This is a genomic window from Devosia limi DSM 17137, assembly GCF_900128975.1.
Lineage (GTDB): Bacteria > Pseudomonadota > Alphaproteobacteria > Rhizobiales > Devosiaceae > Devosia > Devosia limi.
The window spans coordinates 543,803-567,982 of the sequence record NZ_FQVC01000001.1 but is presented as its reverse complement, the minus strand read 5'-3'; the positions used below and the strand labels follow the sequence as shown (position 1 = coordinate 567,982).

General features: G+C 62.0%; 25 protein-coding genes. 17 read left to right on the top strand and 8 right to left on the bottom strand.

The features are described 5' to 3' along the window. The first annotated feature begins 66 nt into the window (after nucleotides 1–66). The gene (locus tag BUA69_RS02585) at nucleotides 67–786 is read left to right on the top strand and encodes a GntR family transcriptional regulator (RefSeq protein ID WP_046136424.1); all 720 of its coding nucleotides are present in this window, start codon (nucleotides 67–69) and stop codon (nucleotides 784–786) included. A 22-nt stretch (nucleotides 787–808) separates the two neighbouring features. Beyond that, a complete protein-coding gene (locus BUA69_RS02580; protein ID WP_046136425.1) occupies nucleotides 809–1,198 on the top strand; it encodes a RidA family protein in 390 nt (129 codons plus the stop codon). A 109-nt stretch (nucleotides 1,199–1,307) separates the two neighbouring features. On the opposite strand, the gene BUA69_RS02575 is transcribed toward BUA69_RS02580, so the two are convergent. Continuing rightward, entirely contained in the window at nucleotides 1,308–1,697 is a 390-nt protein-coding gene (locus tag BUA69_RS02575; protein WP_046136426.1) for a RidA family protein, read from the bottom strand. Nucleotides 1,698–1,784: 87 nt separating this feature from the next. On the opposite strand from BUA69_RS02575, the gene BUA69_RS02570 reads away from it, so the two are divergent. The 5 genes from BUA69_RS02570 (at nucleotide 1,785) to BUA69_RS02550 (ending at nucleotide 6,652) form a co-directional block, all read left to right on the top strand. After that, on the top strand, nucleotides 1,785–2,594 hold the full coding sequence (locus tag BUA69_RS02570; RefSeq protein WP_046136427.1) for an ABC transporter ATP-binding protein: 810 nt from the start codon (nucleotides 1,785–1,787) through the stop codon (nucleotides 2,592–2,594). After that, the gene (locus BUA69_RS02565) at nucleotides 2,591–3,322 is read left to right on the top strand and encodes an ABC transporter ATP-binding protein (protein ID WP_046136428.1); all 732 of its coding nucleotides are present in this window, start codon (nucleotides 2,591–2,593) and stop codon (nucleotides 3,320–3,322) included. The genes BUA69_RS02570 and BUA69_RS02565 overlap by 4 nt, the downstream gene beginning before the upstream one ends. Beyond that, a complete protein-coding gene (locus BUA69_RS02560; protein ID WP_052950703.1) occupies nucleotides 3,322–4,230 on the top strand; it encodes a branched-chain amino acid ABC transporter permease in 909 nt (302 codons plus the stop codon). Before BUA69_RS02565 ends, BUA69_RS02560 begins: the two co-directional genes overlap by 1 nt. Further along, a complete protein-coding gene (locus BUA69_RS02555; RefSeq protein WP_046136430.1) occupies nucleotides 4,227–5,177 on the top strand; it encodes a branched-chain amino acid ABC transporter permease in 951 nt (316 codons plus the stop codon). The genes BUA69_RS02560 and BUA69_RS02555 overlap by 4 nt, the downstream gene beginning before the upstream one ends. A gap of 203 nt (nucleotides 5,178–5,380) precedes the next feature. Beyond that, a complete protein-coding gene (locus BUA69_RS02550; protein WP_046136431.1) occupies nucleotides 5,381–6,652 on the top strand; it encodes an ABC transporter substrate-binding protein in 1,272 nt (423 codons plus the stop codon). Here the strand turns inward: BUA69_RS02550 and BUA69_RS02545 are convergent. Next, nucleotides 6,649–7,476, bottom strand: a complete 828-nt coding sequence (locus tag BUA69_RS02545) for an alpha/beta hydrolase (protein ID WP_052950704.1) — start codon at nucleotides 7,474–7,476, stop codon at nucleotides 6,649–6,651. The genes BUA69_RS02550 and BUA69_RS02545 overlap by 4 nt on opposite strands. 174 nt (nucleotides 7,477–7,650) lie before the next feature. Here BUA69_RS02545 and BUA69_RS02540 point away from each other — a divergent pair, with 174 nt between their 5' ends. From BUA69_RS02540 to BUA69_RS02515, 6 genes are all read left to right on the top strand, one after another. Next, complete coding sequence (locus BUA69_RS02540) at nucleotides 7,651–8,820, top strand: pyridoxal phosphate-dependent aminotransferase (protein ID WP_046136432.1); 1,170 nt, start codon at nucleotides 7,651–7,653, stop codon at nucleotides 8,818–8,820. A 99-nt stretch (nucleotides 8,821–8,919) separates the two neighbouring features. Continuing rightward, nucleotides 8,920–9,615, top strand: coding sequence for a GntR family transcriptional regulator (locus BUA69_RS02535; RefSeq protein WP_046136488.1), 696 nt, complete (start codon nucleotides 8,920–8,922; stop codon nucleotides 9,613–9,615). Between the two features lie 111 nt (nucleotides 9,616–9,726). Further along, a complete protein-coding gene (locus BUA69_RS02530; protein WP_046136433.1) occupies nucleotides 9,727–12,033 on the top strand; it encodes a bifunctional salicylyl-CoA 5-hydroxylase/oxidoreductase in 2,307 nt (768 codons plus the stop codon). Further along, entirely contained in the window at nucleotides 12,030–12,821 is a 792-nt protein-coding gene (locus BUA69_RS02525) for an SDR family NAD(P)-dependent oxidoreductase (RefSeq protein WP_046136434.1), read from the top strand. The genes BUA69_RS02530 and BUA69_RS02525 overlap by 4 nt, the downstream gene beginning before the upstream one ends. A 14-nt stretch (nucleotides 12,822–12,835) precedes the next feature. Next, nucleotides 12,836–13,249, top strand: a complete 414-nt coding sequence (locus BUA69_RS02520) for an acyl-CoA thioesterase (protein WP_046136435.1) — start codon at nucleotides 12,836–12,838, stop codon at nucleotides 13,247–13,249. Next, nucleotides 13,246–13,644, top strand: a complete 399-nt coding sequence (locus BUA69_RS02515) for a RidA family protein (protein ID WP_046136436.1) — start codon at nucleotides 13,246–13,248, stop codon at nucleotides 13,642–13,644. Before BUA69_RS02520 ends, BUA69_RS02515 begins: the two co-directional genes overlap by 4 nt. Here BUA69_RS02515 and BUA69_RS02510 read toward each other — a convergent pair whose 3' ends face one another. Next, nucleotides 13,645–14,145 carry a MarR family winged helix-turn-helix transcriptional regulator gene (locus BUA69_RS02510; protein WP_046136437.1) on the bottom strand — a complete coding sequence of 167 codons (501 nt, stop codon included), beginning with the start codon at nucleotides 14,143–14,145 and terminating at the stop codon, nucleotides 13,645–13,647. 153 nt (nucleotides 14,146–14,298) lie between these two features. Here BUA69_RS02510 and BUA69_RS02505 point away from each other — a divergent pair, with 153 nt between their 5' ends. From BUA69_RS02505 to BUA69_RS02495, 3 genes are read left to right on the top strand one after another with little or no spacing between them, the layout of a single operon-like run. Next, entirely contained in the window at nucleotides 14,299–14,724 is a 426-nt protein-coding gene (locus BUA69_RS02505) for a cupin domain-containing protein (protein WP_046136438.1), read from the top strand. A 3-nt stretch (nucleotides 14,725–14,727) separates the two neighbouring features. Then, complete coding sequence (locus tag BUA69_RS02500; RefSeq protein WP_046136439.1) at nucleotides 14,728–15,576, top strand: fumarylacetoacetate hydrolase family protein; 849 nt, start codon at nucleotides 14,728–14,730, stop codon at nucleotides 15,574–15,576. A 3-nt stretch (nucleotides 15,577–15,579) separates the two neighbouring features. After that, nucleotides 15,580–16,362, top strand: a complete 783-nt coding sequence (locus BUA69_RS02495; RefSeq protein ID WP_046136440.1) for an SDR family NAD(P)-dependent oxidoreductase — start codon at nucleotides 15,580–15,582, stop codon at nucleotides 16,360–16,362. Between the two features lie 158 nt (nucleotides 16,363–16,520). Here BUA69_RS02495 and BUA69_RS02490 read toward each other — a convergent pair whose 3' ends face one another. The 5 genes from BUA69_RS02490 to BUA69_RS02470 are packed head-to-tail and all read right to left on the bottom strand — an operon-like array spanning nucleotide 16,521 to nucleotide 21,667. After that, entirely contained in the window at nucleotides 16,521–17,336 is an 816-nt protein-coding gene (locus BUA69_RS02490) for an ATP-binding cassette domain-containing protein (RefSeq protein WP_046136441.1), read from the bottom strand. Beyond that, complete coding sequence (locus BUA69_RS02485; RefSeq protein WP_046136442.1) at nucleotides 17,329–18,201, bottom strand: ABC transporter ATP-binding protein; 873 nt, start codon at nucleotides 18,199–18,201, stop codon at nucleotides 17,329–17,331. The genes BUA69_RS02490 and BUA69_RS02485 overlap by 8 nt, the downstream gene beginning before the upstream one ends. After that, nucleotides 18,198–19,085 (bottom strand): ABC transporter permease, encoded by an 888-nt coding sequence (locus tag BUA69_RS02480; RefSeq protein WP_082093932.1) that lies wholly within the window; start codon nucleotides 19,083–19,085, stop codon nucleotides 18,198–18,200. The genes BUA69_RS02485 and BUA69_RS02480 overlap by 4 nt, the downstream gene beginning before the upstream one ends. After that, a complete protein-coding gene (locus BUA69_RS02475) occupies nucleotides 19,078–20,082 on the bottom strand; it encodes an ABC transporter permease (protein WP_046136443.1) in 1,005 nt (334 codons plus the stop codon). Before BUA69_RS02475 ends, BUA69_RS02480 begins: the two co-directional genes overlap by 8 nt. A gap of 55 nt (nucleotides 20,083–20,137) precedes the next feature. Next, entirely contained in the window at nucleotides 20,138–21,667 is a 1,530-nt protein-coding gene (locus BUA69_RS02470; RefSeq protein WP_143154384.1) for an ABC transporter substrate-binding protein, read from the bottom strand. Between the two features lie 359 nt (nucleotides 21,668–22,026). Here BUA69_RS02470 and BUA69_RS02465 point away from each other — a divergent pair, with 359 nt between their 5' ends. Then, complete coding sequence (locus BUA69_RS02465) at nucleotides 22,027–24,180, top strand: ferredoxin family protein (RefSeq protein ID WP_046136491.1); 2,154 nt, start codon at nucleotides 22,027–22,029, stop codon at nucleotides 24,178–24,180.

The following is a 24,180-nucleotide window of genomic DNA, read 5'->3' as shown; positions in this document are numbered from 1 at the left end:
GATCGTCAGCTTTGATCATACTAGCAATTGGCGTGGACATACCCGTAGCAACGCAAGGACAGTCAATTGCTCGACAGCAAGTTCTCGACTGGCGACTTAAAGCCCGTCTCTTCGCGCAAGACCGTTCATGACCTGGTGTATGAGCAGTTGCGCGATGCATTGATGTCGGGGGCCTTTGAGGCTCGCAAGACCTTCACCATTGCCTCACTGTCGGAGCGCTTCCAAACCTCGCATATGCCGGTACGCGAGGCCCTGCGACGGCTGGCCTCGGAAAACGCGCTGAGCATTTCGGCGGCCGGCACGGCCTATGTCCCGGCGATCACCGCCGACGAACTGCAAGACATCAGCCGGGCCCGTATCATTGTCGAAGGCGCCACGGCGCGGATCGCCGGGCCGCGACTGACCTCCGATGATGTTGCGGCGCTGGAACAGATCCTCGCCCATCATCGCGCCAGTGCCACCGCCGGCAACTCGACAGAGATGACGGCGGCCAACCGGGCATTTCACTTCCATATCTACCGCGCCGCCGGCAGCCCGGTTCTGATGAGCCAGATCGAGAACCTCTGGCTGCGGTCCGGCCCCTATGTGCGCTTCCTGTCCGACCGAATGAGCGGCCTGCTCAAGGCCGGGCATAAGGCTGGGTTCACCGATCAGCACGCAGCCATGGTGGAGGCCATTCGGGATGCCGATTGGGCTGCACTCGCTGCGGCCTGCGAGGCTGATATTCGCTCCTCCCAAGACCTGCTTCTCGACATCCTTGCGTCGGAAGACGACGTCTCAACCTAACCTCCAACGTGCAGGTGCGCGCATGTCGACGAAACGCCGGGCGATTTCCTCGGGCTCGAAATTCGAAAAGCTCGCGGGCTATTCCAGGGCCGTCGTTGATGGCGAGTGGGTGTTCGTCTCGGGCACGGCCGGGCATAGGGCCGACGGTTCGATCTCCGGCGATCCTGAAGAGCAGACACGTCAATCGCTGCGGACCATCGCGCATGCGCTGGAGCAGGCCGACGCGAGCCTGGCCGACATCGTCCGCCTCAATGTCTATATCGCCGACCGCGGGGATGTGATGACCGTGTCAAAAGTGCTGGGCGAGACCTTCAGCGATCCGCGTCCGACCAACACCACCATCATCTGCGGTTTTCCCGTCGAGGACATCAAGGTGGAGATCGAAGTCACGGCGCTGAAACGCCGCGATTGAGCGCTCCCCGACGCCGCCAGGATAGTCGCGTCAAAAGGATCGCCCCTGCACTGATCTGGATCGGTGGGCGCGATGTTGCGCGCCCATCGACAGGTCAGGCCATTAGGCGCTAGCGCCGCTTCAGTGCCGTCACTTCCAGTTCGACCTTCATTTCTTCCATCGCGAAGCCACAGATGATGGTCGTGTTGGTCGGACGCGGATCGCTGAAGGTTTCGCCCAGAACCGCCGACACCCCCATCACGTCTTTGCGGTCAGCAACGTAGACGCGGACGCGCACGATATCGGAAAGGCTGGCACCCGCTTCTGTCAGCGCATGCGCAATTGTCTTCAGCGACTGGCGCGTTTGTTCGGCCGCATCGTCAGAGATCGAGCCGTCGGCGAAGTTGTAGCCGGCTGTTCCCGATACGAAAACCCATTCCCCATCGATCACTGCCCGGGAATAGCCCGCCATTTTCTCGAACTTCGACCCCGAAGAGATGGTCCAGCGCGCATCCGACATTATTTTACTCCTAAAGGATATTGATTTGATCACATGATCACGAATATGCTCTTTCTTCAATCAGGGTGAGAGGGGCGCTGGAACAATATGCACAACACGACGCCGCCAACAGGCGCTGCGACAGCCCAAGCCAGGGGCGCACTGCAGATCAAGGATGCAGTCAAGAGTTTTGGGGCCAACCGCGCTGTCGACGGCGTGAGCTTTGTGGCCGAGGCAAGCAAGATCACGGGGCTGATCGGACCGAATGGTGCCGGCAAGACTACGCTGTTCAACGCGATTGCGGGGGAAGGCCCAATCGATAGCGGCTCGATCACCCTGGATGGGACACGCATTGATGAATTGAAGCCGCACCGCGTCTTTTCCAACGGGCTGGCGCGGACTTTTCAAATTCCCCGTCCGTTCGGAAAGATGAGCGTCCTGGAGAACGTCATGCTGGTGCCCGAGCGGCAGGCGGGCGAGAAATTCTGGAACAGCTGGCTGCGTCCCGGCCTGGTGGCGCGCCAGGAGCGCGAAAACCTGGAAAAGGCGCGCTCGATTATCGAGTTCTGCGGCCTCACGCCGGTGGAACGGCAACTCGCCGGCGCCATTTCCGGTGGGCAACAAAAGCTGGTCGAACTGGCCCGGGCACTGATGGCCGACCCCAAGATCATCCTGCTTGATGAGCCGGGCGCAGGCGTCAATCCAGCCCTGCTCGACACTATCGTCGATCGGATCGTTGCCCTCAACAAGCAGGGCATCACCTTCCTCATCATCGAGCACAATATGGATCTGGTTATGTCGCTCTGCGACCGCATCGTGGTCATGGCCACCGGTCAGGTCATCGCCGAGGGCGATGCAGCCACCATTATCGCCGACACCCGCGTCGTAGACGCCTATCTGGGAGGGGCGCACGCATGAGCGGCCACTTATTCCAGGCCAACAACGTCGTTGCCGGATATCGCCCAGACCTGCCGATCATCCATGGGGTGAGCATGCATGTCGATGCGGCCGAGATGGTTACGATCATCGGCCCCAATGGCGCTGGCAAGTCGACCATGATCAAGGCCATTGCCGGCGTGCTGCCGATTTCGTCCGGCAGCGTAACCCTGGCAGGAAAAGACATTACCCGCCTGCCTACTCATGGCATGGCAGCGGCGTCCATTGCCTATGTGCCGCAGACGGACAATGTCTTTACCACACTGACCATCAACGAGAATCTGCTGCTGGGCGCCTCGTCATTGCCCAAGGCCAAGGCGCTGGAACAGGTCGGCAAGGCCTATGACAAGTTCCCCGCGCTCAAGCAATATCGCGACAAGAAAGCAAAGGTGCTTTCGGGCGGCCAGCGGCAAATGCTCGCCGTCGCGCGCGCCCTTTTGACCGATCCGCACCTGATCATGCTGGACGAGCCCAGCGCGGGGCTGTCGCCCCTGATGGTCTCGGACGTGTTTGCGCGGCTGCGTGAACTGGTCGAGAGCGGCGTCTCGGTGCTGATGGTTGAGCAGAATGCCAAGGCGGCCATGGCCGTCTCGCACCGCACCTATGTGCTGGCCGAAGGCCGCAACCGCGTCGAAGGCGTCTCGTCCGCCTTGGCGCAAGATCCCGAAGTCATTGCAATCTATCTTGGCGCCGGGGGGCGCAAACGCTGATGTTACAGGCGCTCGCAGACGGCATCCTGACTGGCTCGATCATTGCGCTGGGCGCGATCGGCCTCACGCTCACCATGGGCATCCTTCGTTTCGCCAATTTCGCCCATGCCGAAATGATCACCTGGGGCGCCTATATGGCGCTCGGCGCGCTGGCCTTGATGGGACCATTCATGGCCCCGCTCGGCGCGTTGTCGTTTGGCCTGCCGCTGATCATCGCCATGGTCATCGCTGCGGTGCTAACGTCACTGCTGGCGTTGATGATCGATCACCTGGTGTTCCGGCCACTCCATGGCCGCCCCAATGACATGACCATCGTCTTCAGCTCGTTCGGCGTTTCGCTGCTGGTGCGCATGGTGGTGCTGCTGATTTTCGGCGGCAGTGCGCAGTATTATTCCAATACGCTGCAGATCGCGGTGCCGGTTGCACCTGGCCTGCGCATCCTGCCCGACCAGCTCTTCGTGCTGGGCTTCACCATCGTTACGGTCATATCCCTGCACTTCTTCCTGCAGCGGACACGGCTGGGCCTGGCCATGCGTGCGCTGGCGGAGAACCCGACACTGGCCCGCGTCAACGGCATCGACACGCGCGTCGTGATCCGCTGGACCTGGGTCATCGGTGCGTCCTTGGCCGCAGTGGCAGGCGTGCTTTACGGGCTGACCGTGCAATTGCGCCCGGAAATCGGGTTCCATCTGCTGCTGCCGCTGTTTGCAGCCGTCATTATCGGCGGCGTGGGCAATGTGTTCGGCGCCGTGGTCGGGGGATTGATCGTTGGCCTGGCTGAGTCGCTGTCGGTCTTCATCATCCCGCCCAGCTACAAGCTGGCCGTCCCCTTCATCATCCTGCTCATCGTCCTCTATGTGCGCCCGACAGGCATTTTCGGCAGCGCCCACCATGCAGGTGCCAAATGACCGGCTTTGCTGCCTATCTGGTTTTCTTTCTGATCATCGCGCTGACCTATTCGATCGTTGTCATGGGTCTGAACCTGCAATGGGGGTTCACAGGCCTGTTCAACGCCGGTGTCGTTGGCTTCTTTGCCGTCGGGGCCTACGGCACTGCCGTCCTCATCGGTCCGGAACGCGCCGGGGCAATTGGCGGGTTTGGCTTGCCCTTCCCCATCGGCGTATTGGGGGGTGCGGCACTGGCTGCGCTGGCAGCATTGATCGTCGGTCTCGCGACACTCCGGCTGCGCGAGGAATACCTGGCCATCGCCACCTTCGGCATCGCCATCAGCATTCAGCTGATCGCGCTCAATTTTGAAGCCCTGACCGGTGGCGCCATGGGCCTTATCAGCCTGCCGCGCCCGATGCTCGATGTGTTCAGTTCACCGGCGCATTACAACCTCTTCTATCTCGGTGTCGTCGCCATCCTGGCGCTGGTGGTCTATCTCGCACTCGAGCGGGCAGTGACCTCGCCCTGGGGCCGCGTGCTGAAGGCGGTCCGCGAGGACGAAACGGCAGCCCGCTCGCTCGGCAAGAACCCGGTACTGATCCGGCTCCAGTCCTTCGTGCTGGGCTGCACCTTGATCGGGTTTGCCGGCGGCCTCTATGTCGGCTTTATCGGCTATGTCAGCCCGCTCGATTTCCTGCCCATTCTCACCTTCCAGATCTGGGCCATGCTGATCGTAGGCGGCTCCGGCAATAACCGCGGCGCCATCGCCGGTGCCATCGGCGTGTGGGGCTTGTGGACCATGAGCGGCCTGCTCATCAGCCAGGTTCTGCCGGTGCAGTTCCAATCGCAGGGCGGCGCCATTCAGGTGATCCTGATCGGCCTGCTGATCGTGCTGACCTTGCTGTTCCGCCCGCGCGGCCTGATCGGAGAACGCGAGACGGTCTCCAAGCACGCGGGGCCACGCTAAATGGGCGGCCCGGGTCATGACCGGCGCATCGGGGGCGTATCCGGTCAATCGGCAGGATCCTTGGCCCGGGCCGTCCCCATTCCATTTGAGCTTTTCGCAGCAGCGACCCCACCGGCAGTTTCGGCCTGGGGAAGCTCGGCGACAGGAAAGCGGCTGTCTGACGCAGCGCCGTGACAACACCATGCGTCGAGGGAACGAAAACCATGAATTTGAAGCTCATTGTGCTAGGGGGCGCTATGGTCGCCGGCCTTCAGGTTGGGACGGCTACTACAGCGAGTGCCCAGGACTGCCAGGTCTCGATCGGAGCGGTGCTGTCCATCACCGGATCCATGGCGGCTATCGGTTCGGCGATTGGGGATGCCGGGCAGTTGGCTGTCGATCAGTTCAACGAAGCGGGTGGCGTCAATGGCTGCCAGATCCGCTACGTGCTGCGTGACGATCAGGGCTCGCCCAACGTCGGGGTGGACGCCGCCAAGACGCTTGTCGAAATCGAAAACGTGCCGGTCGTGCTCGGCGCGATCCAGTCGGGCGTATCGCTGCCGGTGCTGACTTCGGTCACTGTTCCGGCCAAGGTGACGCAGATCTCGTGCTGCTCCAGCGCCCCATCCTTCACCGACCTGGCCGCGAGCGGCGGCACGGATGGCTACTGGTTCCGCACCTTGCCGACCGATCGTCCGCAGGCCGTGGTCATGGCCAATATCGCGCGCGAAAAGGGCTACAAGAACATCGCCGTCATCTATGTGAACTCGGACTATGGCGTGAGCCTGTCGCGCCAGTTCAAGGCTGCGACCGAAGCCCTGGGTGGTCAAGTCGCCAGCATGACTGCCTACAACCAGGAGCAGGCCTCCTATCGCGCCGAAGTCAATTCGGCCCTGCAGGGTGAACCCGACGCGTTGTTCCTGATCGCCTTCCCGGCAGATGGCGCAACGGCGGCACGCGAATGGATCTCGTTCGGCGGCACGCAAAACATGCTGCTGAGCAACGCCCTGCGCGCCGACGAGTTCGTCGACGCCGTGGGCGCCCAGTATCTGAGCAATGCCGTCGGCATTGACAATGCGCAGGTTGAAGGGCCGTCGGTTGATGCGTTCAACACCGCCTGGTCGGCCAAGTTCGGCAGCGCGCCAAACGGCCCGGGCCTGCACACCATGTATGACGCCGCCGCCGTGGCCCTGCTCGCCATGGAACAGGGGGGCGAAGCCAATGGCACAGTGGTGCGCGACTCTATCCGCCTCATCACCGGTGGCGAGGGCGAAGTGGTCAATCCAGGCGTGGAGGGCTTCAAGCGCGCCAAGGAACTGATCGCCCAGGGCAAGCCTGTGCGGTATGTCGGCGCCACCGGCCCGATCACTTTCGATGCCAATGGCGACGTCACCGGTCCCTACCTGATCTGGGGCGTCAAGGACGACGCCCTGACAACCCTCGACACCTGGGATAGCGCACGCGTCGACGCCGCTATTGCAGAGATCGACGGCTAATCAGCCAACAGGCCCATTTGGCGGCGGACCGCTCTATTGAGGTCCGCCGCCGGATCGGCCAGCCCGTCAAGGACAATGGTGATATGATCCAGCCCCGGTACGATCAACGGCTCGACGCCACATTGATGGGCAAAGTCGGTCGTTTGCTGCCTGAATATTTCGGTTTCCATGCCGCCCGCCGCCACGATCAGCGGGGCCGTGATATCGAGGGCGCGCGCTGCGGGGCTAAAGTCGGCGATTTCCTCTGGCGTCAGCATCAGACTGTCGTTCTGAAAGGAACGACTGACCGGCTCGAGATCGAAGATGCCGCTGAGGGCCGCGCCGCCCCTTATGCCTGTGCCGGCTCTGTCCAGCAGTTCAGCCACCAGGTGCCCGCCGGCAGAATTTCCCGAAATGAAGATGCGGTCGGGATCACCGCCATAGCGGGCAATATTTCCCGCCACCCATTCTACCGCCAATCCGGCAGCCCCAACGACATCGACCATCCGGGCCCTGGGCATGAGGGGATAGTCGATGACCACCAGAGTAGCGCCGAATGGCACAAAGCCCGACGCCAGAAAGCTGAAGAGGTCAGCATCAAGCGATCGCCAGAACCCGCCGTGGATAAAGAGCTGCACCGGACTCGGTCCGCTGGTGTTCCGTGCTGGAAAGATGTTGAGCCGATGCGCCGCATGGGGGCCGTAGGGAACGGCGCTCACATAGTCAAAGTTCGCCCTGCCAAATCGGGCGGCCTCGGCACGGCGCGCAAAAACCTGTTCGATATCCTCAATGCGATCGAGCGAAAATTGCTCGTCCAGCCAGACCCGATCAATGCCGTCGCTCATCCCTGTCTCCTTCCACATGCAAGCCCATTGCCTGCACCCGATATCCGGTTCACTACCTGAATTTCGTATTTGATCAAATGCGCAAACTGTCTTAGAGCCTTAGTAAAATCGTTTCTGCGCCCTGCCTTCGCCCCTAACCGCGTTGCGATAGGCACCAAACAAAAGAGAACACGCATGTCCCGCTTCGCCAGACGCATCACCCAGACTTCTGAAAAAAGCTACGGCATGTTTCAGAAGGCCGCAGCCAAGTCGGCAACGGGTGCTGACCTGATCCATCTCGAACTGGGGCGGCCCTGCCACGACACGCCGGACCACATCAAGCAGGCGACCATAAAGGCGCTGCTCGATGGCAAGGTGCACTACAGCGACCTGCAGGGCGAACTGCCCCTGCGCCAGGCGCTGCAGAAAAAGCTGTTCGAATACAACAACATCGACGTTACGGCCGGAGAGATTCTCGTCACCAACGGCCTGACTCAGGCGTCCTATGCCGCCTTCATGGCGCTGCTGGATGAGGGTGACGAAGCCATTCTGCTCGAGCCCTTCTACCCCCAGCACGTCAACAAGATCGAGATGACCGGCGCCAAGGTGGTGCTGGCGCCGCTGGATCGCGAAAACGGGTTCCGCATCCGCAGAGACCTGATCGAGGCCAAGATCACCCAGCGGACGCGCATGATCGTGCTGGTTAATCCCTGCAATCCCACCGGCCGCGTTTACACGCGCGAGGAACTACAGGAACTGGCCGATCTGGCGATCAAGTATGACCTGATCATCGTATCGGACGAGGTCTATGAGCAGATCCTGTTCCAGGGCGCGGAGCACACCAGCATCGCCTCCCTGCCTGGCATGAAGGAGCGGACCATCACCATGTTCGCCTTCACCAAGGCCTATGCGATGGACGGCTGGCGCCTGGGCTATCTGGCCGCAGATGCGGCACTGATGCCGGGCCTGATGAAGATCACGATGAACGAAGTGACCCATGTCAATACGTTCATCCAGGATGGTGCGCTGGCTGCGGTTACCGGGCCAGCCTCGGTGCTGCAGGATATGGTCGATGATGACCAGAAGAAGCGGGATCTGGTCGTGCAGCGACTGAACCAGATGCCCGGCGTCACCTGCGCGATGCCCGAAGGCACCATCTACGCATTCCCCGACATCAGCGGTACGGGCCTCTCATCGCAGGAAGTGGCCGACGCATTGCTGGAAAAGGCCCATGTCGTAGTTGAGGCTGGCGGCTTTTACGGCGCGCTGGGCGACAGTCACATTCGTGTCTGCTTCGGCTCGCAAAGCTATGAGCGGATCGAAGAGGGCATGGATCGCATGGCGGGCTTCTTCAACGCGCTTTAAAAAGCGTTGGGTCTTCGGCAATGGCAGAATACAAGACAACTCGAAATCAGGCGGCCCCATCCCGATGGGGCTGCCGCTGCAGGAGTTGTGCCCATGTCCATGGCTGGTGAATTAGCCCCGATATCGTCGCGGATGACCATTGCCGATGGCGTGTACCAGCAATTGCGCGACGCCCTGATGGTGGGCCATTTCGATCCAGGTCAAACTCTGACCATTTCAGCGCTGGCGACCACATTTGGCACGAGCCATATGCCTGTCCGTGAAGCCTTGCGGCGTCTGGCGGCCGAGAATGCGCTGGAAGTTTCCTCTGGCGGATCGGCGCGAGTGCCGGCCGTGTCGGTTGATCGTCTGGATGACCTCTGCCGTGCCCGCGTAGTCGTCGAAGGGCTGGCGACCGAGCTGGCCACAGCGCGGATGAACAGCGCTGCGCTGTTGGAACTCAAGACCATCGTGGCCGAACATGAGGCGCTTAGCGACGAGAAGCACGTCTATGACATGCTCGACCGCAACCGCGCCTTCCATTTCGCCGTGTACCGGCAATCCGGTTCGGAAGTGCTGCTGCAGATCATCGACAGCCTGTGGCTGCGCTACGGGCCGTATATGCGCATGCTCTCCACCTATATCGCGCCCCTGCTCAGCACCGGCATGCACGAGCCCTTCACGCTCCACCACCACGAGATCATCAACGCCATGGAGCGCGGCGATGGCGCTGCAGCCAAGGCGGCCATGGTTGCCGACATCAACGATACGCTGGGACTCTTGCGCCAATTGTGCGAGCGCCACCTAAGCAGCTGACCTGCCAGCTGCAGGCCGGACTGGCCGAAAAACACTTTAGGTCTTGACTATTTGGGTTGGGGATTTAGTTTATATCTAAACTAATGCCGCATTTCCAAAGGATCACGGTTCATGCGTATTGTCTGCATCGGCGGCGGCCCCGCAGGGCTCTATTTCGCTCTCCTGATGAAGAAGAATCACCCCGAGCACAGCCTGGTCGTTGTGGAGCGCAACAAGCCCTATGACACCTTTGGCTGGGGGGTGGTGTTCTCGGACGCCACCATGTCCGCCATGGTGGAATGGGACCCGGAAAGCGCGGCGGAAATCCAGGATGCATTCAATCACTGGGATGATATCGAGGTCCTGTTCAAGGGCACGCGCCAGCGCACTTCGGGTCATGGTTTCGTCGGCATCGGCCGCAAGAAGCTGCTCAACATCCTGCAGCGGCGCTGCGAGGAGCTCGGCGTCGAGCTGGTTTTCGAGACCGATGCCTCAGGCGATCTCGATTTCCCCGACGCCGACCTGATCATCGCCTCGGACGGCTTCAACTCGAAGGTCCGCAACGCCTATCAGGACGTCTTCAAGCCCGATCTCGCCGTGCGGCCAAACCGCTATATCTGGCTGGGCACCAACAAGCTTTTCGACGCCTTCACCTTCGATTTCCGCAAGACCGAGCATGGCTGGTTCCAGGCTCACATCTACAAGTTCGACGAGAACACCTCCACCTGCATCGTGGAGACGACCGAGGAAGCCTATCTGGCCCATGGTCTGGACCAGGTCGACCAGCAGGCGTCTATCGACTTCTGCCAGGACCTGTTCGGCGAAGTGCTGGAAGGCCAGCCGCTGATGACCAATGCGCGCCACATGCGCGGCTCGGCATGGCTCAACTTCAACCGCCTGATTTGCGGCAAGTGGAGCCATTTCAATGGCAATTCCCACGTCGTACTGATGGGCGATGCGGCTCATACGGCGCATTTTGCCATCGGCTCCGGCACCAAGCTGGCTATCGAAGACGCGATCGAGCTGACCCGTCAGTTCAATATTCACGGTCACGACAAGTCGGCCATTCCGGCCGTCCTGCACGACTATGAGGAAATCCGTCGCGTCGACGTGGCACGCATCCAGAATGCGGCGCGCAATGCCATGGAATGGTTTGAGGTTGTCGGCCGGCGTTATGCCGATCAGCTCAGCCCCGAGCAGTTCATGTATTCCATGCTGACCCGCTCGCAACGTATCAGCCATGAGAACCTGCGCCTGCGCGATGCGACCTGGCTTGAGGGCTATGAGCGCTGGTTTGCCGCCGATGCCGGGCTCAATGTCGAGCCGGACAAGCGCAGCCTGCCCCCGATGCTGACCCCGTTCACCGTTCGCGGCGTCACCCTGCAAAACCGCATCGTGGTGTCGCCAATGGCGATGTATTCGGCCGCCGATGGGTTGATCGACGATTTCCACATGGTCCATCTCGGCGCGCGCGCCATGGGCGGGGCCGCACTGGTCTTTGCCGAGATGACCTGCGTTTCCCCTGATGCGCGCATTACCCCCGGATGCCTTGGCCTCTGGAACGAACAACAGGCGGAGGGCTGGAAGCGGCTGGCCGATTTCGTCCACGCCAATAGCGGCGCCAAGCTCGGCATCCAGCTTGGCCATGCCGGCCGCAAGGGCTCGACCAAACTGGCCTGGGATGGCATCGACCAGCCCCTCGAAGAGGGTGCATGGCCGCTGATCTCAGCTTCGCCCCTGCCCTATCTCCCACATGGCCAGGTGCCCAAGGCGATGGATCGTGCCGATATGGACCGGGTGCGCGACGACCACGTCGCGGCAGCACGCCGTGCGGCGGCGGTCGGGGTTGACTGGCTCGAACTGCACTGCGCCCATGGCTATCTGCTGTCGAGCTTCCTCAGCCCGCTGACCAACCAGCGCAATGACGAATATGGCGGCAGCCACGAGAACCGCGCCCGCTTCCCGCTCGAAGTGTTCGAGGCCGTTCGCGCCGTCTGGCCGCAGGACAAGCCGATATCGGTTCGCCTGTCGTGCAATGACTGGTTCGAGGGTGGCAACACGCCGGACGATGCCGCTATCTTTGCCCAGATGTTCAAGGATGCCGGCGCCGATGTGATTGACTGCTCCTCGGGGCAGGTCTGGAAAGAGGAAAAGCCGGTCTATGGCCGCCTGTTCCAGACGCCGTTCTCGGACAAGATCCGCAACGAGGTGGGTATCCCCACTATCGCCGTGGGCGCCATTTCCGAAGCCGACCATGCCAATTCGATCATTGCAGCTGGCCGTGCCGACCTCTGCGCAGTGGCTCGTCCGCACCTGGCCGATCCCAGCTGGCTGTTGCACGAAACCGCAAAGATCGGCATCAAGTCGGTGGCCTGGCCAAAGCAGTATTACTCCGCCAAGGCGCAGTACGAAAACAATCTGGCGCGGGCAGGTAAATGAGTTCAGACAACACGCTGACCGGTCGCCATGCCCTGGTGACCGGCGCTTCGGGCGGGATCGGACAGGCAATTGTCCGCAAGCTGATCGGCAAAGGCGCATTGGTGACCCTTGCCGGGCGCCAGCGCGAACGCCTCGAGGCTTTCGCGGCCACCCTGCCCGCCGCGCAGGTCAAAATCGTTGATGGTTTCGACGTTACCGACGCCGCCAGGATCGCTGCCGGTGTGGCGGCGACCCGTCAGGGCTTTGGGCCAGTCGATATCCTGATCAACAATGCCGGCGAGGCGCCTAGCGCTCCGTTCGACAAGATGACCCCGGACTTCTGGAACAAGGTCATCGCCACCGACCTGACCAGCGTTTTCCTCGTCACCCAGGCCGTTCTCGACGACATCCGGGCCTATGGCACCGGCGGCCGCATCATCAACATCGCCTCCACTGCCGGGCTGATCGGCTATCGCTATGTCAGCGCCTATGCCGCTGCCAAGCATGGGGTGATCGGCCTGACCCGCTCGCTGGCGCTGGAAATGGCCCGCACCGGCATCACCGTCAATGCGGTCTGCCCGGGCTTTACCGATACGCCACTGATCGCACGGGCCGTCGACGCCATTGCCGGCAAGACCGGGCGCAGCGAGAGCGAAACGCGGGCGGAGCTGGCCAAAGCCAATCCCCAGGGGCGCCTGGTCGACCCAGAGGAGGTAGCTGATACCGTGCTCTGGCTCGCCCTGCCCAGCGCATCCGCCATTACCGGCCAGTCCATTGCGGTGGCTGGCGGCGAAGTTATGACCGGCTAGAAAGCGGAGTTTTCATGCCCTTTACCCAATCCAAGCCCTTGCGCTTCGGCGACTGCGACCTGAGCGGCATCGCCTATCACCCGGCCTATTTTTCCATGCTGGTCGACGTCAACGAAGCCATGTTCGCCTCGTTCGGCGTGACCTGGAAAGAGCTGATGTTTGACCGCAAGATGGGCCTGCCCACGGTCACTATGAATGTCGAGTTCAAGCGCCCGTCCACCTATGGCGACGTCCTGGATTTCGCCGTGCATGTGCGGGCCATCGGCCGTGCATCGCTCGATCTGGAAACCGTCGTCACCGTTCGTGGCGAGGTGATCTGGACCATCAAGCAGCGCATCGTCGCCACCTCGACCGTCGATCACAAATCACACCCATGGCCGGATGATGTCCGTGCCGGCCTTACGCGTTATCTGGAGCCAGTAGCATGACCCATCAGATCATCCAGCCTGAAGGCTGGGCCAAGCCCATCGGCTATTCCAACGGCATTTCGACCCGTGGCCGCATCGTACAGGTGGGCGGCCAGGTTGGCTGGGACGAGAATTGCGAGTTCCAGTCGGACGATTTTGTCGACCAGGTCCGCCAGACGCTCAAGAACGTCGTCGAAGTGCTGAAGGCCGCCGAGGCCGGCCCCGAACACATCATCCAGATGACGTGGTATTTCACCGACCGCCACGCTTATAAGTCGCGCATGAAGGAAGTCGGCGCGGCCTATCGCGAAACCATTGGTCGGCATTTCCCGCCCATGGCCGCGGTCCAGGTCGTGGCGCTGATGGAAGATCGCGCCAAGATCGAAATTCAGGTGCTCGCAGTCGTTCCCGACTGATCAGCCCAAGGCCCGGCGGACGGACGTCTTGAGCTTTTGTAAAAGAGCCTGGAGTGAACGGATGTCCGCCGGTGTCAGATCCTTGGTCAGATCGCGAATCCAGGCCTCGTTGGCCTCGGCCATCTCGGCGAATTTGGCCCGCCCCTCGGCAGTCATCTGCACGATGTTTTCCCGGCGATCATCGGGATTTTGAGTCCGCACGATCAGGCCATCTTCCATCAGCCGCTTGATCACAGACGTGATGTTGCCCGGCGAAACCATGAGCCGCTGCGACAATTCCCCCAGAATCAGCCCGTCGGGCACGCGATAGAGCTGCGACAGAATGTCAAAGCGCGGAAACGTCACGTCGAACTGGCTTTGCAGCTTGCTGCGGACGTCGTTTTCGATCAGCCGGGTGACGCTGAAGAGGCGCAGCCAAAGCCGCAATTCTTCATGATGATCCTCGGGCGCATCGGTAATCTTGGTCTCGGCATCGATCCAGATTCGGGATTGTTCGCTCACGGCTGGGGCTCCCTTGTTACCCTCTGTGTTATGCTAGCAATGGGCCCGCCGCAAGGATGCCGAACGGCCTAGATTACTTGACACCTAAACTAAAACAACCGATACCAGATGGGTGGCGAGAGCGAGCTCGCCGAACACATTGGAGGATGCATCATGGCCGATCAGGTCAAAGCTGTTGTGACGCGCAAGGGGCAGGAACATACCGGTACTGGACAGTCCGGCGGTTGCGTCCGTGTCACCGGCGTCGGGCCCCAGATCACCCCGGCCACCAAGATCTGGTTCGGCAAGGTGAGCAATGATCCGGGCTATCGCTCCCTCCCCCACCATCACGGCGAGGCCGAAACCGGCGGCTATGTGCTCCGCGGCAAGGCACGCATCTATTTCGGCGAAAACTACAGCGAATATTTCGACATGGAAGAGGGCGACTTCGTCTTCGTGCCGCCGCATTGGCCGCATGTGGAAGTCAATATGTCGACCACCGAGGACCTGGTCTGGCTGACCACCCGCACCCCCGAGAACATCGTGGTCAACCTGCCCGATGTCGATGATGCGAGCCTTGTCGGCTATCGGCGCGCATAGACCATGAAACTGTTGCGATACGGCCCCAAGGGCTCTGAAAAGCCAGCGCTGCTCGATGCGAGCGGCGTCATCCGCGACCTGAGCGGCATCATCGATGATGTCGCTGGCGTGGCCCTGTCGCCGGAGGGTTTGGCGCGCATCGCCGCGCTCGATCCGGCGACCCTGCCGGCTCTCCCCGATGGCCGGATCGGCGCCTGCGTGGGCGCCGTCGGCAAGTTCATCTGCGTCGGCCTCAACTACGCCGACCATGCAAGGGAAACCGGCAAGGCACCGCCCGACGAACCCATCCTGTTCATGAAGGCCACCACGGCCATCAATGGTCCCAATGACCCGGTGGAAATCCCGCGCGGCTCAAAGAAGGCTGACTGGGAAGTGGAACTGGGCGTCGTCATCGGCAGTCGCGCCAAATATGTCAGCGAGGCCGATGCGCTCGCCCATGTTGCTGGCTATTGCCTCGTGAACGATGTGTCCGAGCGCGCCTTTCAGTCCGAACGTGGCGGTCAATGGACCAAGGGCAAGAGCCACGACACCTTCGGGCCGATCGGTCCCTGGCTGGTGACGGCAGACGAGATTGCCGATCCGCAGAATCTGGGTCTTTGGCTCGATGTCGATGGCGTGCGCCGCCAGACCGGCAATACCAATACGATGATCTTCAGCGTGGCGCATCTGGTCAGCCATATCAGCCAGTTCATGACCCTTGAGCCGGGCGATGTGATCGCCACCGGCACCCCGCCGGGCGTCGGCATGGGGATCAAGCCCGAGCCGATTTTCCTGCGCGAAGGCCAGGTCATGACATTGGGTATCGACGGGCTGGGCAGCCAGCGCCAAGTCACCATTGCGGCGGGAGCATAAGCGATGAACAAGCTCGACGGTAAACTTGCGATCGTTACGGGCGGTGCCCGCGGACAGGGCGAGGCCGAAGCCCGGCTGCTGGCACGCTCCGGCGCCGCCGTTATCATCGCCGACGTGCTCGATGCCGAAGGCGTGGCGCTGGCTCAGGCCCTGACCGAGGAAGGTCTCGCGGCCAGGTTCATCCACCTGGATGTGACGAGCGAGGAGAGCTGGGCCGCAACCGTCGCACTGGCGCGCGACTGGCAGGGCCGCATCGACATCCTGGTCAACAATGCCGGCATCATCAATCGCACCACGGTCCAAGACACCGCGCTCGACGCCTGGGAACGCGTGCTCAAGGTCAACCTGACCGGCTCGTTTCTGGGCATTCAGGCGGTCAGCGGGCTGATGGCCGAGAACGGTGGCGGCGCCATCGTCAATATCTCATCCAATAGCGGCTTTTCGGGCCATTACGACCCGGCCTACACCGCCAGCAAGTGGGGCCTGCGCGGCCTGACCCGCAGCGCGGCGATGGAATATGTCGGCAAGGGCATCCGCGTCAACGCCATCTGCCCGGGCCTGGTGGTGACTGGCCTCAATGCCAATAGCCCGCACCTGCAGCCGATGATCGGCATCACGCCGATGAAGCGCAGCGGCAAGCCGGAAGAGATTGCCGAACTGGTGCTGTTCCTGGTTTCGGATACGTCCAGCTTCATCACCGGCGAAGACTTTGTCATCGACGGCGGCTTCACTGCCGGCGCTGCCTATCGGCATGTCGCGAGCGAAACCGGCATCTACAAGGACTGACTGTGGGCGCCTGTGGCTCCCACCACCCCACCCTCATTCCCTCCCCATCGAGGGGAGGGAGGCCCAGACCAAAGCTCTCGGTTCCATCGTCTCCCTCCCCCTTGCGGGGAGGGATCAAGGGTTGGGGTCGGTCAGGGGCAAGGACGTAGTTCTTACCCTTACGCCGCCAGCCAGCCGGTCCCGACGACGGGCAGCGGAATGGCATCGATCAATGCGCGCGTATAGGCGTGCTGGGGCGCAGCGAACACGGTTTCGCAGGGCCCTTCCTCCACCACGACACCACCATTGAGCACATAGACCCGATTGCAGAGCGCGCGGATGACCGAGAGGTCATGGCTGATGAACGCCAGCGACATGCCGATCTCGGCGCAGAGTTCCCTGAGCAGCACCAGTACACGCGCCTGAGTGGACACGTCCTGCCCCGAGACGATCTCGTCCGCCAGCACGAACCGGGGCCGCAACATCACGGCGCGGGCAATGCCGACACGCTGGCGCTGGCCGCCCGACAGTTCATGGGGATAGCGCGCAAGCACTGCCAGCGGCAGCCCCACCCGGTCCAGCACCGCCGCTACCGTCGCATCGGCAGCAGCCTGGCTGGTGGCGACGCGATGCAGCAGCATCGGCCGGGTCAGAATGGTGCGGATGGTGTGCCGCGGATTGAGTGAACTCATCGGATCCTGGAAGATCATCTGCATCTGCCGCCGGAGCGACAAGGCGCCCTCCGGCTGCGCATCGAGCGGATGGCCCGCATAGAGCACTTCGCCTTCCGTTGCCGGCACCAGACCCAGCAGGGCCCGACCGAGGGTCGATTTCCCCGACCCGGACTCCCCGACAATCCCGACGATTTCGCCGGTATCGATATGCAGGTCCACGCCACGCAGCACGCGGGTCGCATCATTGGCCGGGCCCCAGAGCGAGCGCCGCGCCGCATAGTCCACGACGAGGCCGCGCGTTTCCACCAAAGTCTCAGGCATGCTGGGCTCCATCGAATTGGGCAACCTCGGCGCGGCAGGCGGCAATCACCGCGTCATCGATCGGATTGAGTCCGGCCGCCGGATCGTCATAGCGCGGGCTCGCTGCCAGAAGAGCACGGGTATAGGCGTGGCTCGGAGTATTGAAGATCGTCTCGGCCGTCCCCTGCTCCATGACCTTGCCCTGGAACAGCAGGGTTACCGCATCACAGATCTGCGCCACGACGCCGAGATCGTGGGTAACGAACACCACGGCGGTGCCATGCTCGGCCTGCAGCCGCTTGAGCAATTGCAGCACCTGCTTTTGCACCGTCGCATCCAGCGCCGTGGTCGGCTCATCGGCGATCAGCAGTTTGGGCTCGATGGCAAAAGCCGCCGCGATCAACACGCGCTGGCGCATTCCGCCTGACAGATGGTGCGGAAACAGCCCCATGACCCGCTGGGGATCGCGGATAGCGACGTGGTCGAGCAGTTCGAGACCGCGCGCCCAGGCCGCCTTGTGGCCCATGCCCTTCCACATGCGCAGGCTATCGGTCAGCTGGTCGCCGATGCGGCGTCCCGGATTGAGCGCTGTCAGCGGATCCTGCGGGATCAGCGCCATTTGCGATCCGATCAGCACGCGCTTTTCGCGCTCGGGCATCCGCACGAGATCGTTGGCACCGAGCATGACGCTGCCCGATGTCACCACCACGCCGCCCGAGACGATGCCCAGGATGATCTTGCTGATGGTGGATTTACCCGCGCCGCTTTCCCCGACCAGTCCATGGATGGTGCCGCTGTCGACGTGCAGTGACACATTCCGCAGGATGGGCTTGCCGTCGCGCCGCGACACGGCGCTGAGGTTGTCGATGGATAAAAGCGGGCTCATCGCTGCATCACCGGATCGAGGCTGCGGCGCAGACCCGCGCCCAGCTGATTGAACGCAAGAACGGTTGCCAATAGCCCCGCCAGCGGCAGGGCGAACACCCACCACGCCTGATAGATGATGCCGCGGCCTTGAGCGATCATGCCGCCCCAGGTCGGCGTATCGGAGGAAACCGACAGTCCGACAAAGGAAAGGATCGCCTCGATGACAACGGCGAGGCCAAGCTCGAGCGTGAATAGCCCCAGCACGACCCAAAGAACATTGGGCAGGATTTCTCCGGCCAGAATGCCCAGCCGCGAAAAGCCCAGCACCTGGCCGGCAGTCACATAGTCGGTCTGACGCTGCGCCATGGTCTCGGCCCGCACGACGCGAGCGAACCGCGTCCAGTCGATGATCGCAATGGCGAAGATGACCGAGTGCACGCCCGAGCCGAGGATGGCAACGATGAGAATGGACAATAGCACGGCGGGGAATGCCATCCAGATTTCGATCAGGCGCGAGACGACCGCATCGACCCAGCCGCCGAAATAGCCGGCCAGCAGGCCCACAAAGGTGCCGACCACGGCAGCGATGGTTGCGGCAATAAAGGCCACGGTCAGCGCGGTGCGCGTGCCATGGATGAAGCGGGACAGCACATCGCGGCCGAGGTCATCGGTTCCCAGCCAATAGCCGGGCTCGGCGCCGGCCATGCCTACGGGCGGCAGCGATCCCAGCATCAGATCCTGTGCCAGCGGATCATGGGGCGCGAGCAAGTCGGCCCCCAGGGCCAGAACGATGAGAAAAGCAATGAAGCCGCCACCGACGAGGACTTTGGGGTCGCCAAGGGCGGCGCGCAGTGCGGGCTGCCAGCTGCGGTGCGGCGTTTGCGCCAGGCTGGTATCAACCATGACGGAGCCGGGGATTGAAGGCGACAACGGCAAAATCCACGATGAGGTTGATGAGAATGAAGATCACGCCGAACATCAGCACGAGACCTTGAATGAGCGGAAAGTCCCGGTTGATCACGGCATCGATCGCCATGTTGCCCAGGCCTGGATAGGAGAAGATCTTCTCGACGATCACTGTGCCGCCGATCAGGAAGGTGAACTGCACGCCGGTCAGCGCGAGGGTCGGACCGACGGCATTGCGCATGGCCTCGGAGAGAATGAGGCGCAGTTCGCTCATGCCCTTGACCCGCGCCAGCGTCACATAATCCTGCATCATGGCCTCGCCCAGGGCTTCGCGCAGCACGCGGGCGATAATCCCCGCCAGTGGCAGCGCCAGCGCCAGCACCGGCATGGCCATGTGCCGCGCCAGATCGAGCGCCAGATCGAAACGCAGGGTAAGCAGCGCTTCCAGCAGATAGAAGCCGGTCTTGAAGTCGGTCGGCAGCGATGGATTGATGCGTCCGGACAGCGGCAATACGGGAAGCGCGACGCCGAGCACCAGCACCAGCGCCAGCGCCCAGACGAATTCGGGGATCGCCAGCAGCAGTCCATTGACGCCATCAACCGCGCCGACCGACCAATGCCGGCGCCAGAGCGTGCCGATGATGGCAATAAAGCCCCCCAGAACGATGGCGACCAATAGCGCCATTATGGCCAGTTCGATGGTCGCGGGCAGGCGTTCGAGCAGCAATTGGCCGACGCCGACCCGACGCGAAATCGAGGTGCCGAAATCGCCTTGGACGAGGCTCCCGAGCCAGATCCAGAATTGGTTGAACAGCGACTGATCCAGCCCATAGCTGGCGCGCAACCGCACAATATCCTCGGCCGTGGCGCCGGGGCCGATCATCATGGCAATAGGATCGCCCGGCGCGACGCGCAGCAGCACGAACACAACCACCGCCACCCCAAAAAGGGTGATGGCCGCCATCCCTGCCCTTTTGGCAACAAGCTCGATCATAGATAGTCCTCCGGCCCTGTGGGGCGCAGCGCAAAGCCGCGCCCCACAGCCAAGATCATTGCTTGGAGATCAAAGACGGCTGCAGCGCCCCGGAGGTATTGGGCGTCACCGAGAGCGACGACTTGAACAGGATCGGCTGTGCGTATTGCAGCAGCGGGATCACATAGCCTTCCTCGGCGATATACTTGTCGACGGCCTTCCAGCCGGCGACGCGGGCCGCTTCGTCCTTTTCCGTCCACAGCGGCGCGATCATCGCGTCGAGGTCATCGGTATCCCACACGGAGTGTGGCGACGGTCCGAACATGGCAAAGCCGGTGGATGCCGATGCATCGCCAATGGCGTCGCCCCAGTTGTAGAAAGCGGCTGGTGCGAGCTGATCGGCGGCGCGCAGCTCATAATGCTTGGCGATCTCGTAGACCTCGATCTCGGCCTCGATCCCCACCTTGCGCCACATGCCGACAATCGCCTGGACCATCTCATAGTCCTTGGGCTTGAGCCCGCGCGTGGTCTGGATGGCAAAGCGCACCGGATTGGAGGTCGAGAAACCGCTGGCAGCGAGCAGTTCGATCGCCTTGGCTTCGTCATAGCCGACCTTGATCGAGGCATCGAAGGCTTCGTATTCGGGCGCCTGCAGCGTGTCGATCGCCACGCCATAACCACGCAGCAGCCGGTCGATAATAGCCTGCTTGTTGATGGCGTGGTGCGCCGCAAGGCGGACGTTCTTGTCGAGCATCGGCCCGATATTGTTGAGGAAGATCATGCCGATATCGGAAATCGGCACGGCAACGCCATCCAGACCTTCCGATCCCTTGAGGCGGTCGTAATCCTCGTAGGACACTTCCAGCGTCACATCGGACGCGCCGCTTTCGATTTCGGCCGCGCGGCTGGTCGCGTCGGTGACGAACTTGAAAATCACCGTCTCGAAATTCGGCTTGGCACCCCAATAGTCGGGGTTTGCCTTGAGGCGCAGGAAGGCGTTGCTCTCGAACGCATCGACCTTATAGGGGCCAGTGCCGATCGGCGCCTGGTTGAACGCCTCGGCGCCGACCTTCTCGAAATAGGCCTTGGGCAATACATAGCCGGTCAGGAAGGCCATCCACTTAAAGATGGTCGGATCGAACGCCACCACATCGCCGTCGATACGATTGCCGTCGATGGTGAAATTGCCGATCGAGGCCCAGACATTGGACACCGGATTGCCATTGGCGGGATCGCCGGCGCGCTCAAGCGACCACACGACATCCTCGGGCGTCAGCGGCGTGCCGTCATGCCAGAGAACGCCCTCGCGGACAGTCATCGACACCTTGGTCTTGTCGTCGTTGAAGCCCCATTCGGTCAGCAGGCCCGGCTCGAAGCTCAGGTCAGGCGCCTGCCCGACATACTGATCGAACACGGTGCGGTAGATCGCCTGAATGGTCGGATTGACCGCAGACGCTCCGGTTGTCGGATCGAAGCTGGGCAGATTGACGTTAAAGGCGATCGTCAGCGTATCGCCATCCTGGCCAAGCGCTGGAAGCGTGCCAGCCAAGGCGGCGGCAACGATGCCGGCCGAGCCGGCAGCAAGAAATGTTCGACGTGTAAGCATGATTGCGCGGTCCCTCTCTGCGTTCCCATTGATGTCTCCGCGCTCCACTCCCGCGATATGAGACGTCAATAGTTTATACCTAAACATATTGCATGGCATGTATCTAGTGGGATTTTTCAAGCCGCTTTTGCGAGCCGAACGCCCAAACAATAAGCAGTATGAGCATGATCCCGGCAAAGCCGGAGCCTGATATTCTATGCGGACAATCCATAAATGCCCGCAGGCCGACGCAAAGATGGGCCCGCCCGACCGGCACGATTTGACAGCGCCCAGGTTTTGGATAAATATGCAAATGCATATATATTGCCGACGGGTTGAGTCAGGATTTCCTGCTCTGTCGCAATGGCTGGGGGGACCGCATGGCCGAACGTTCATTTGCCCGCGAAGTGGAAGATCTCAAGCTCGGCGAGGGCGATATCTTTCGCGGCGAGGGAATTCTGGCCATTACCAAGGCCCTGCTGCAGTCAGGTGTGGCCTATGTTGGGGGCTATCAGGGTTCGCCGATTTCCCATCTGATGGACGTGCTGGCTGATGCCAAGCCGGTTCTTGATGAGCTCGGCGTGCATTTCGAATCATCTGCGTCGGAAGCCACGGCGGCAGCCATGCTGGCCGCTTCGGTCAATTATCCGCTGCGCGGCGCGGTGACCTGGAAGTCCACCGCCGGCACCAATGTGGCGTCCGACGCCCTGACCAATTTGGCATCGAGCGGCGTCAAGGGCGGCGCGCTGATCATCCTGGGCGAGGACTATGGCGAAGGCTCGTCCATCCCCCAGGAGCGCAGCCATGCCTTTGCGATGAAATCGCAGATGTGGCTGCTCGATCCCCGGCCAAATCTGGAGTCGATCGTCAAGTCGGTGGAAGATGGCTTTGCCCTGTCAGAAGCCTCCAACACCCCGGTCATGCTGACGGTCCGCATTCGCGCCTGTCACGTGCACGGCCAGTTCGTCGCCAAGGACAACAAGCGTCCTGCCTATTCGATGAAGGAAGCGCTGGAGAACCCGGTGCGTGACCTCAGCCGCATCGTGCTCCCGCCGGTCTCGATCACCGTGCACGACAAGGAAAAGCTGAACAAGCGCTGGCCAGCGGCTGTCGACTTCATCCGCGACCAGCAGCTCAACGAATTCTTCGGCCCCGATGAAGGCCCGGTGGGCATCGTGCTGCAGGGCGGCATGTATAATTCGGTGATCCGCGGCCTGCAGCTGCTCGGTCTGGCCGATAGCTATGGCACGACCTCCATTCCGCTCTACGTGCTCAATGTCACCTACCCATTGGTGGACGATGAACTGGCTAAGTTCTGCCAGGGCAAGAGCGCCATCCTGACGGTGGAAGAAGGCCATCCCGACTATATCGAGCAGGCCGTCAATACGGCACTGCGCCGCCGCGATATCCAGACCCGCGTTGCCGGCAAGGATCGCCTGCCCATGGGCGGCGACTATACTGCGGCCGTGATGATGAACGGCATCCAGTCGTTCCTCGCCGAGTTTGCCCCGCCCCTGCTCGGCAACCAGCCACCGGTACCAAGCGCCGATGATGTGCTGGCCAGCCCCGAGATCGCAGCCCTTGGCGACGTCGTCCCTGCCCGTCCCGCCGGCTTCTGCACCGGCTGCCCCGAGCGTCCGATCTTTGCGGCCATGAAGCTGGTCGAGAAGGAACTGGGCACCCATCACATCTCGGCCGATATCGGCTGCCACCTGTTCTCCATCCTGCCGCCCTTCAATATTGGCGGCAGCACCATGGGCTATGGCCTGGGGCCGGCATCCGCATCGGCGTTCAATGTCGATGCCGACAAGCGCCCGATCTCGGTGATGGGCGATGGCGGCTTCTGGCACAATGGCCTGTCGTCCAGCGTCGGCAATGCCGTCTATAACAAGCATCCCGGCGTCATCATGATCGTCGACAACCACTACGCGGCCGCGACCGGCGGCCAGGACATCCTCTCCTCGCGCGCCAACAATCCGCTGCGCTCGACCAACAATTCCATCACCAAGGCCGTCAAGGGCATTGGCGCCAAATGGGTGCGCCAGATCGACCGCACCTATGATGTCGGCAAGATGCGCGACACGCTCAAGGCCGCCCTGACCTCGAATGAGGAAGGCCCCAAGGTCATCGTCGCCTCGTCGGAATGCATGCTCAACAAGCAGCGCCGCGAGAAGCCGCTATTCTCCAAATCGGTCAAGGACGGCAAGCGCATGGTGCGCGAGCGGTTCGGCGTCGACGAGGATACCTGCACCGGCGACCATGCCTGCATCCGCCTGTCCGGCTGCCCCTCGCTGTCGCTCAAGCATCTGGATGACCCGCTGCGCGACGATCCGGTGGCGGCAATCGACAATTCCTGCGTCGGTTGCGGCAATTGCGGCGAAGTTTCCGAAGCCGCAGTGCTCTGCCCATCGTTCTATCGCGCCGACATCATCTACAATCCATCGCGCACCGACCTTTTCATGGCCCGTGTCCGCTCCGCCGTCATCGGCTTTTTCCAGAAGCGGCGTCATGCGCGCCGCGTGAGCTTTGTCTGA

What these genes read in the sequence shown, in the direction of transcription:
- BUA69_RS02535 (WP_046136488.1), top strand. Translation starts at nt 8,920, where the DNA reads ATGGCTGGTGAATTAGCCCCGATATCGTCGCGGATGACCATTGCCGAT.
- BUA69_RS02570 (WP_046136427.1), top strand. Translation starts at nt 1,785, where the DNA reads ATGCACAACACGACGCCGCCAACAGGCGCTGCGACAGCCCAAGCCAGG.
- BUA69_RS02490 (WP_046136441.1), bottom strand. Translation starts at nt 17,336, where the DNA reads ATGCCTGAGACTTTGGTGGAAACGCGCGGCCTCGTCGTGGACTATGCG.
- BUA69_RS02465 (WP_046136491.1), top strand. Translation starts at nt 22,027, where the DNA reads ATGGCCGAACGTTCATTTGCCCGCGAAGTGGAAGATCTCAAGCTCGGC.
- BUA69_RS02545 (WP_052950704.1), bottom strand. Translation starts at nt 7,476, where the DNA reads ATGAGCGACGGCATTGATCGGGTCTGGCTGGACGAGCAATTTTCGCTC.
- BUA69_RS02530 (WP_046136433.1), top strand. Translation starts at nt 9,727, where the DNA reads ATGCGTATTGTCTGCATCGGCGGCGGCCCCGCAGGGCTCTATTTCGCT.
- BUA69_RS02475 (WP_046136443.1), bottom strand. Translation starts at nt 20,082, where the DNA reads ATGATCGAGCTTGTTGCCAAAAGGGCAGGGATGGCGGCCATCACCCTT.
- BUA69_RS02550 (WP_046136431.1), top strand. Translation starts at nt 5,381, where the DNA reads ATGAATTTGAAGCTCATTGTGCTAGGGGGCGCTATGGTCGCCGGCCTT.
- BUA69_RS02505 (WP_046136438.1), top strand. Translation starts at nt 14,299, where the DNA reads ATGGCCGATCAGGTCAAAGCTGTTGTGACGCGCAAGGGGCAGGAACAT.
- BUA69_RS02470 (WP_143154384.1), bottom strand. Translation starts at nt 21,667, where the DNA reads ATGCTTACACGTCGAACATTTCTTGCTGCCGGCTCGGCCGGCATCGTT.
- BUA69_RS02480 (WP_082093932.1), bottom strand. Translation starts at nt 19,085, where the DNA reads ATGGTTGATACCAGCCTGGCGCAAACGCCGCACCGCAGCTGGCAGCCC.
- BUA69_RS02525 (WP_046136434.1), top strand. Translation starts at nt 12,030, where the DNA reads ATGAGTTCAGACAACACGCTGACCGGTCGCCATGCCCTGGTGACCGGC.
- BUA69_RS02520 (WP_046136435.1), top strand. Translation starts at nt 12,836, where the DNA reads ATGCCCTTTACCCAATCCAAGCCCTTGCGCTTCGGCGACTGCGACCTG.
- BUA69_RS02485 (WP_046136442.1), bottom strand. Translation starts at nt 18,201, where the DNA reads ATGAGCCCGCTTTTATCCATCGACAACCTCAGCGCCGTGTCGCGGCGC.
- BUA69_RS02565 (WP_046136428.1), top strand. Translation starts at nt 2,591, where the DNA reads ATGAGCGGCCACTTATTCCAGGCCAACAACGTCGTTGCCGGATATCGC.
- BUA69_RS02540 (WP_046136432.1), top strand. Translation starts at nt 7,651, where the DNA reads ATGTCCCGCTTCGCCAGACGCATCACCCAGACTTCTGAAAAAAGCTAC.
- BUA69_RS02500 (WP_046136439.1), top strand. Translation starts at nt 14,728, where the DNA reads ATGAAACTGTTGCGATACGGCCCCAAGGGCTCTGAAAAGCCAGCGCTG.
- BUA69_RS02580 (WP_046136425.1), top strand. Translation starts at nt 809, where the DNA reads ATGTCGACGAAACGCCGGGCGATTTCCTCGGGCTCGAAATTCGAAAAG.
- BUA69_RS02555 (WP_046136430.1), top strand. Translation starts at nt 4,227, where the DNA reads ATGACCGGCTTTGCTGCCTATCTGGTTTTCTTTCTGATCATCGCGCTG.
- BUA69_RS02560 (WP_052950703.1), top strand. Translation starts at nt 3,322, where the DNA reads ATGTTACAGGCGCTCGCAGACGGCATCCTGACTGGCTCGATCATTGCG.
- BUA69_RS02575 (WP_046136426.1), bottom strand. Translation starts at nt 1,697, where the DNA reads ATGTCGGATGCGCGCTGGACCATCTCTTCGGGGTCGAAGTTCGAGAAA.
- BUA69_RS02495 (WP_046136440.1), top strand. Translation starts at nt 15,580, where the DNA reads ATGAACAAGCTCGACGGTAAACTTGCGATCGTTACGGGCGGTGCCCGC.
- BUA69_RS02515 (WP_046136436.1), top strand. Translation starts at nt 13,246, where the DNA reads ATGACCCATCAGATCATCCAGCCTGAAGGCTGGGCCAAGCCCATCGGC.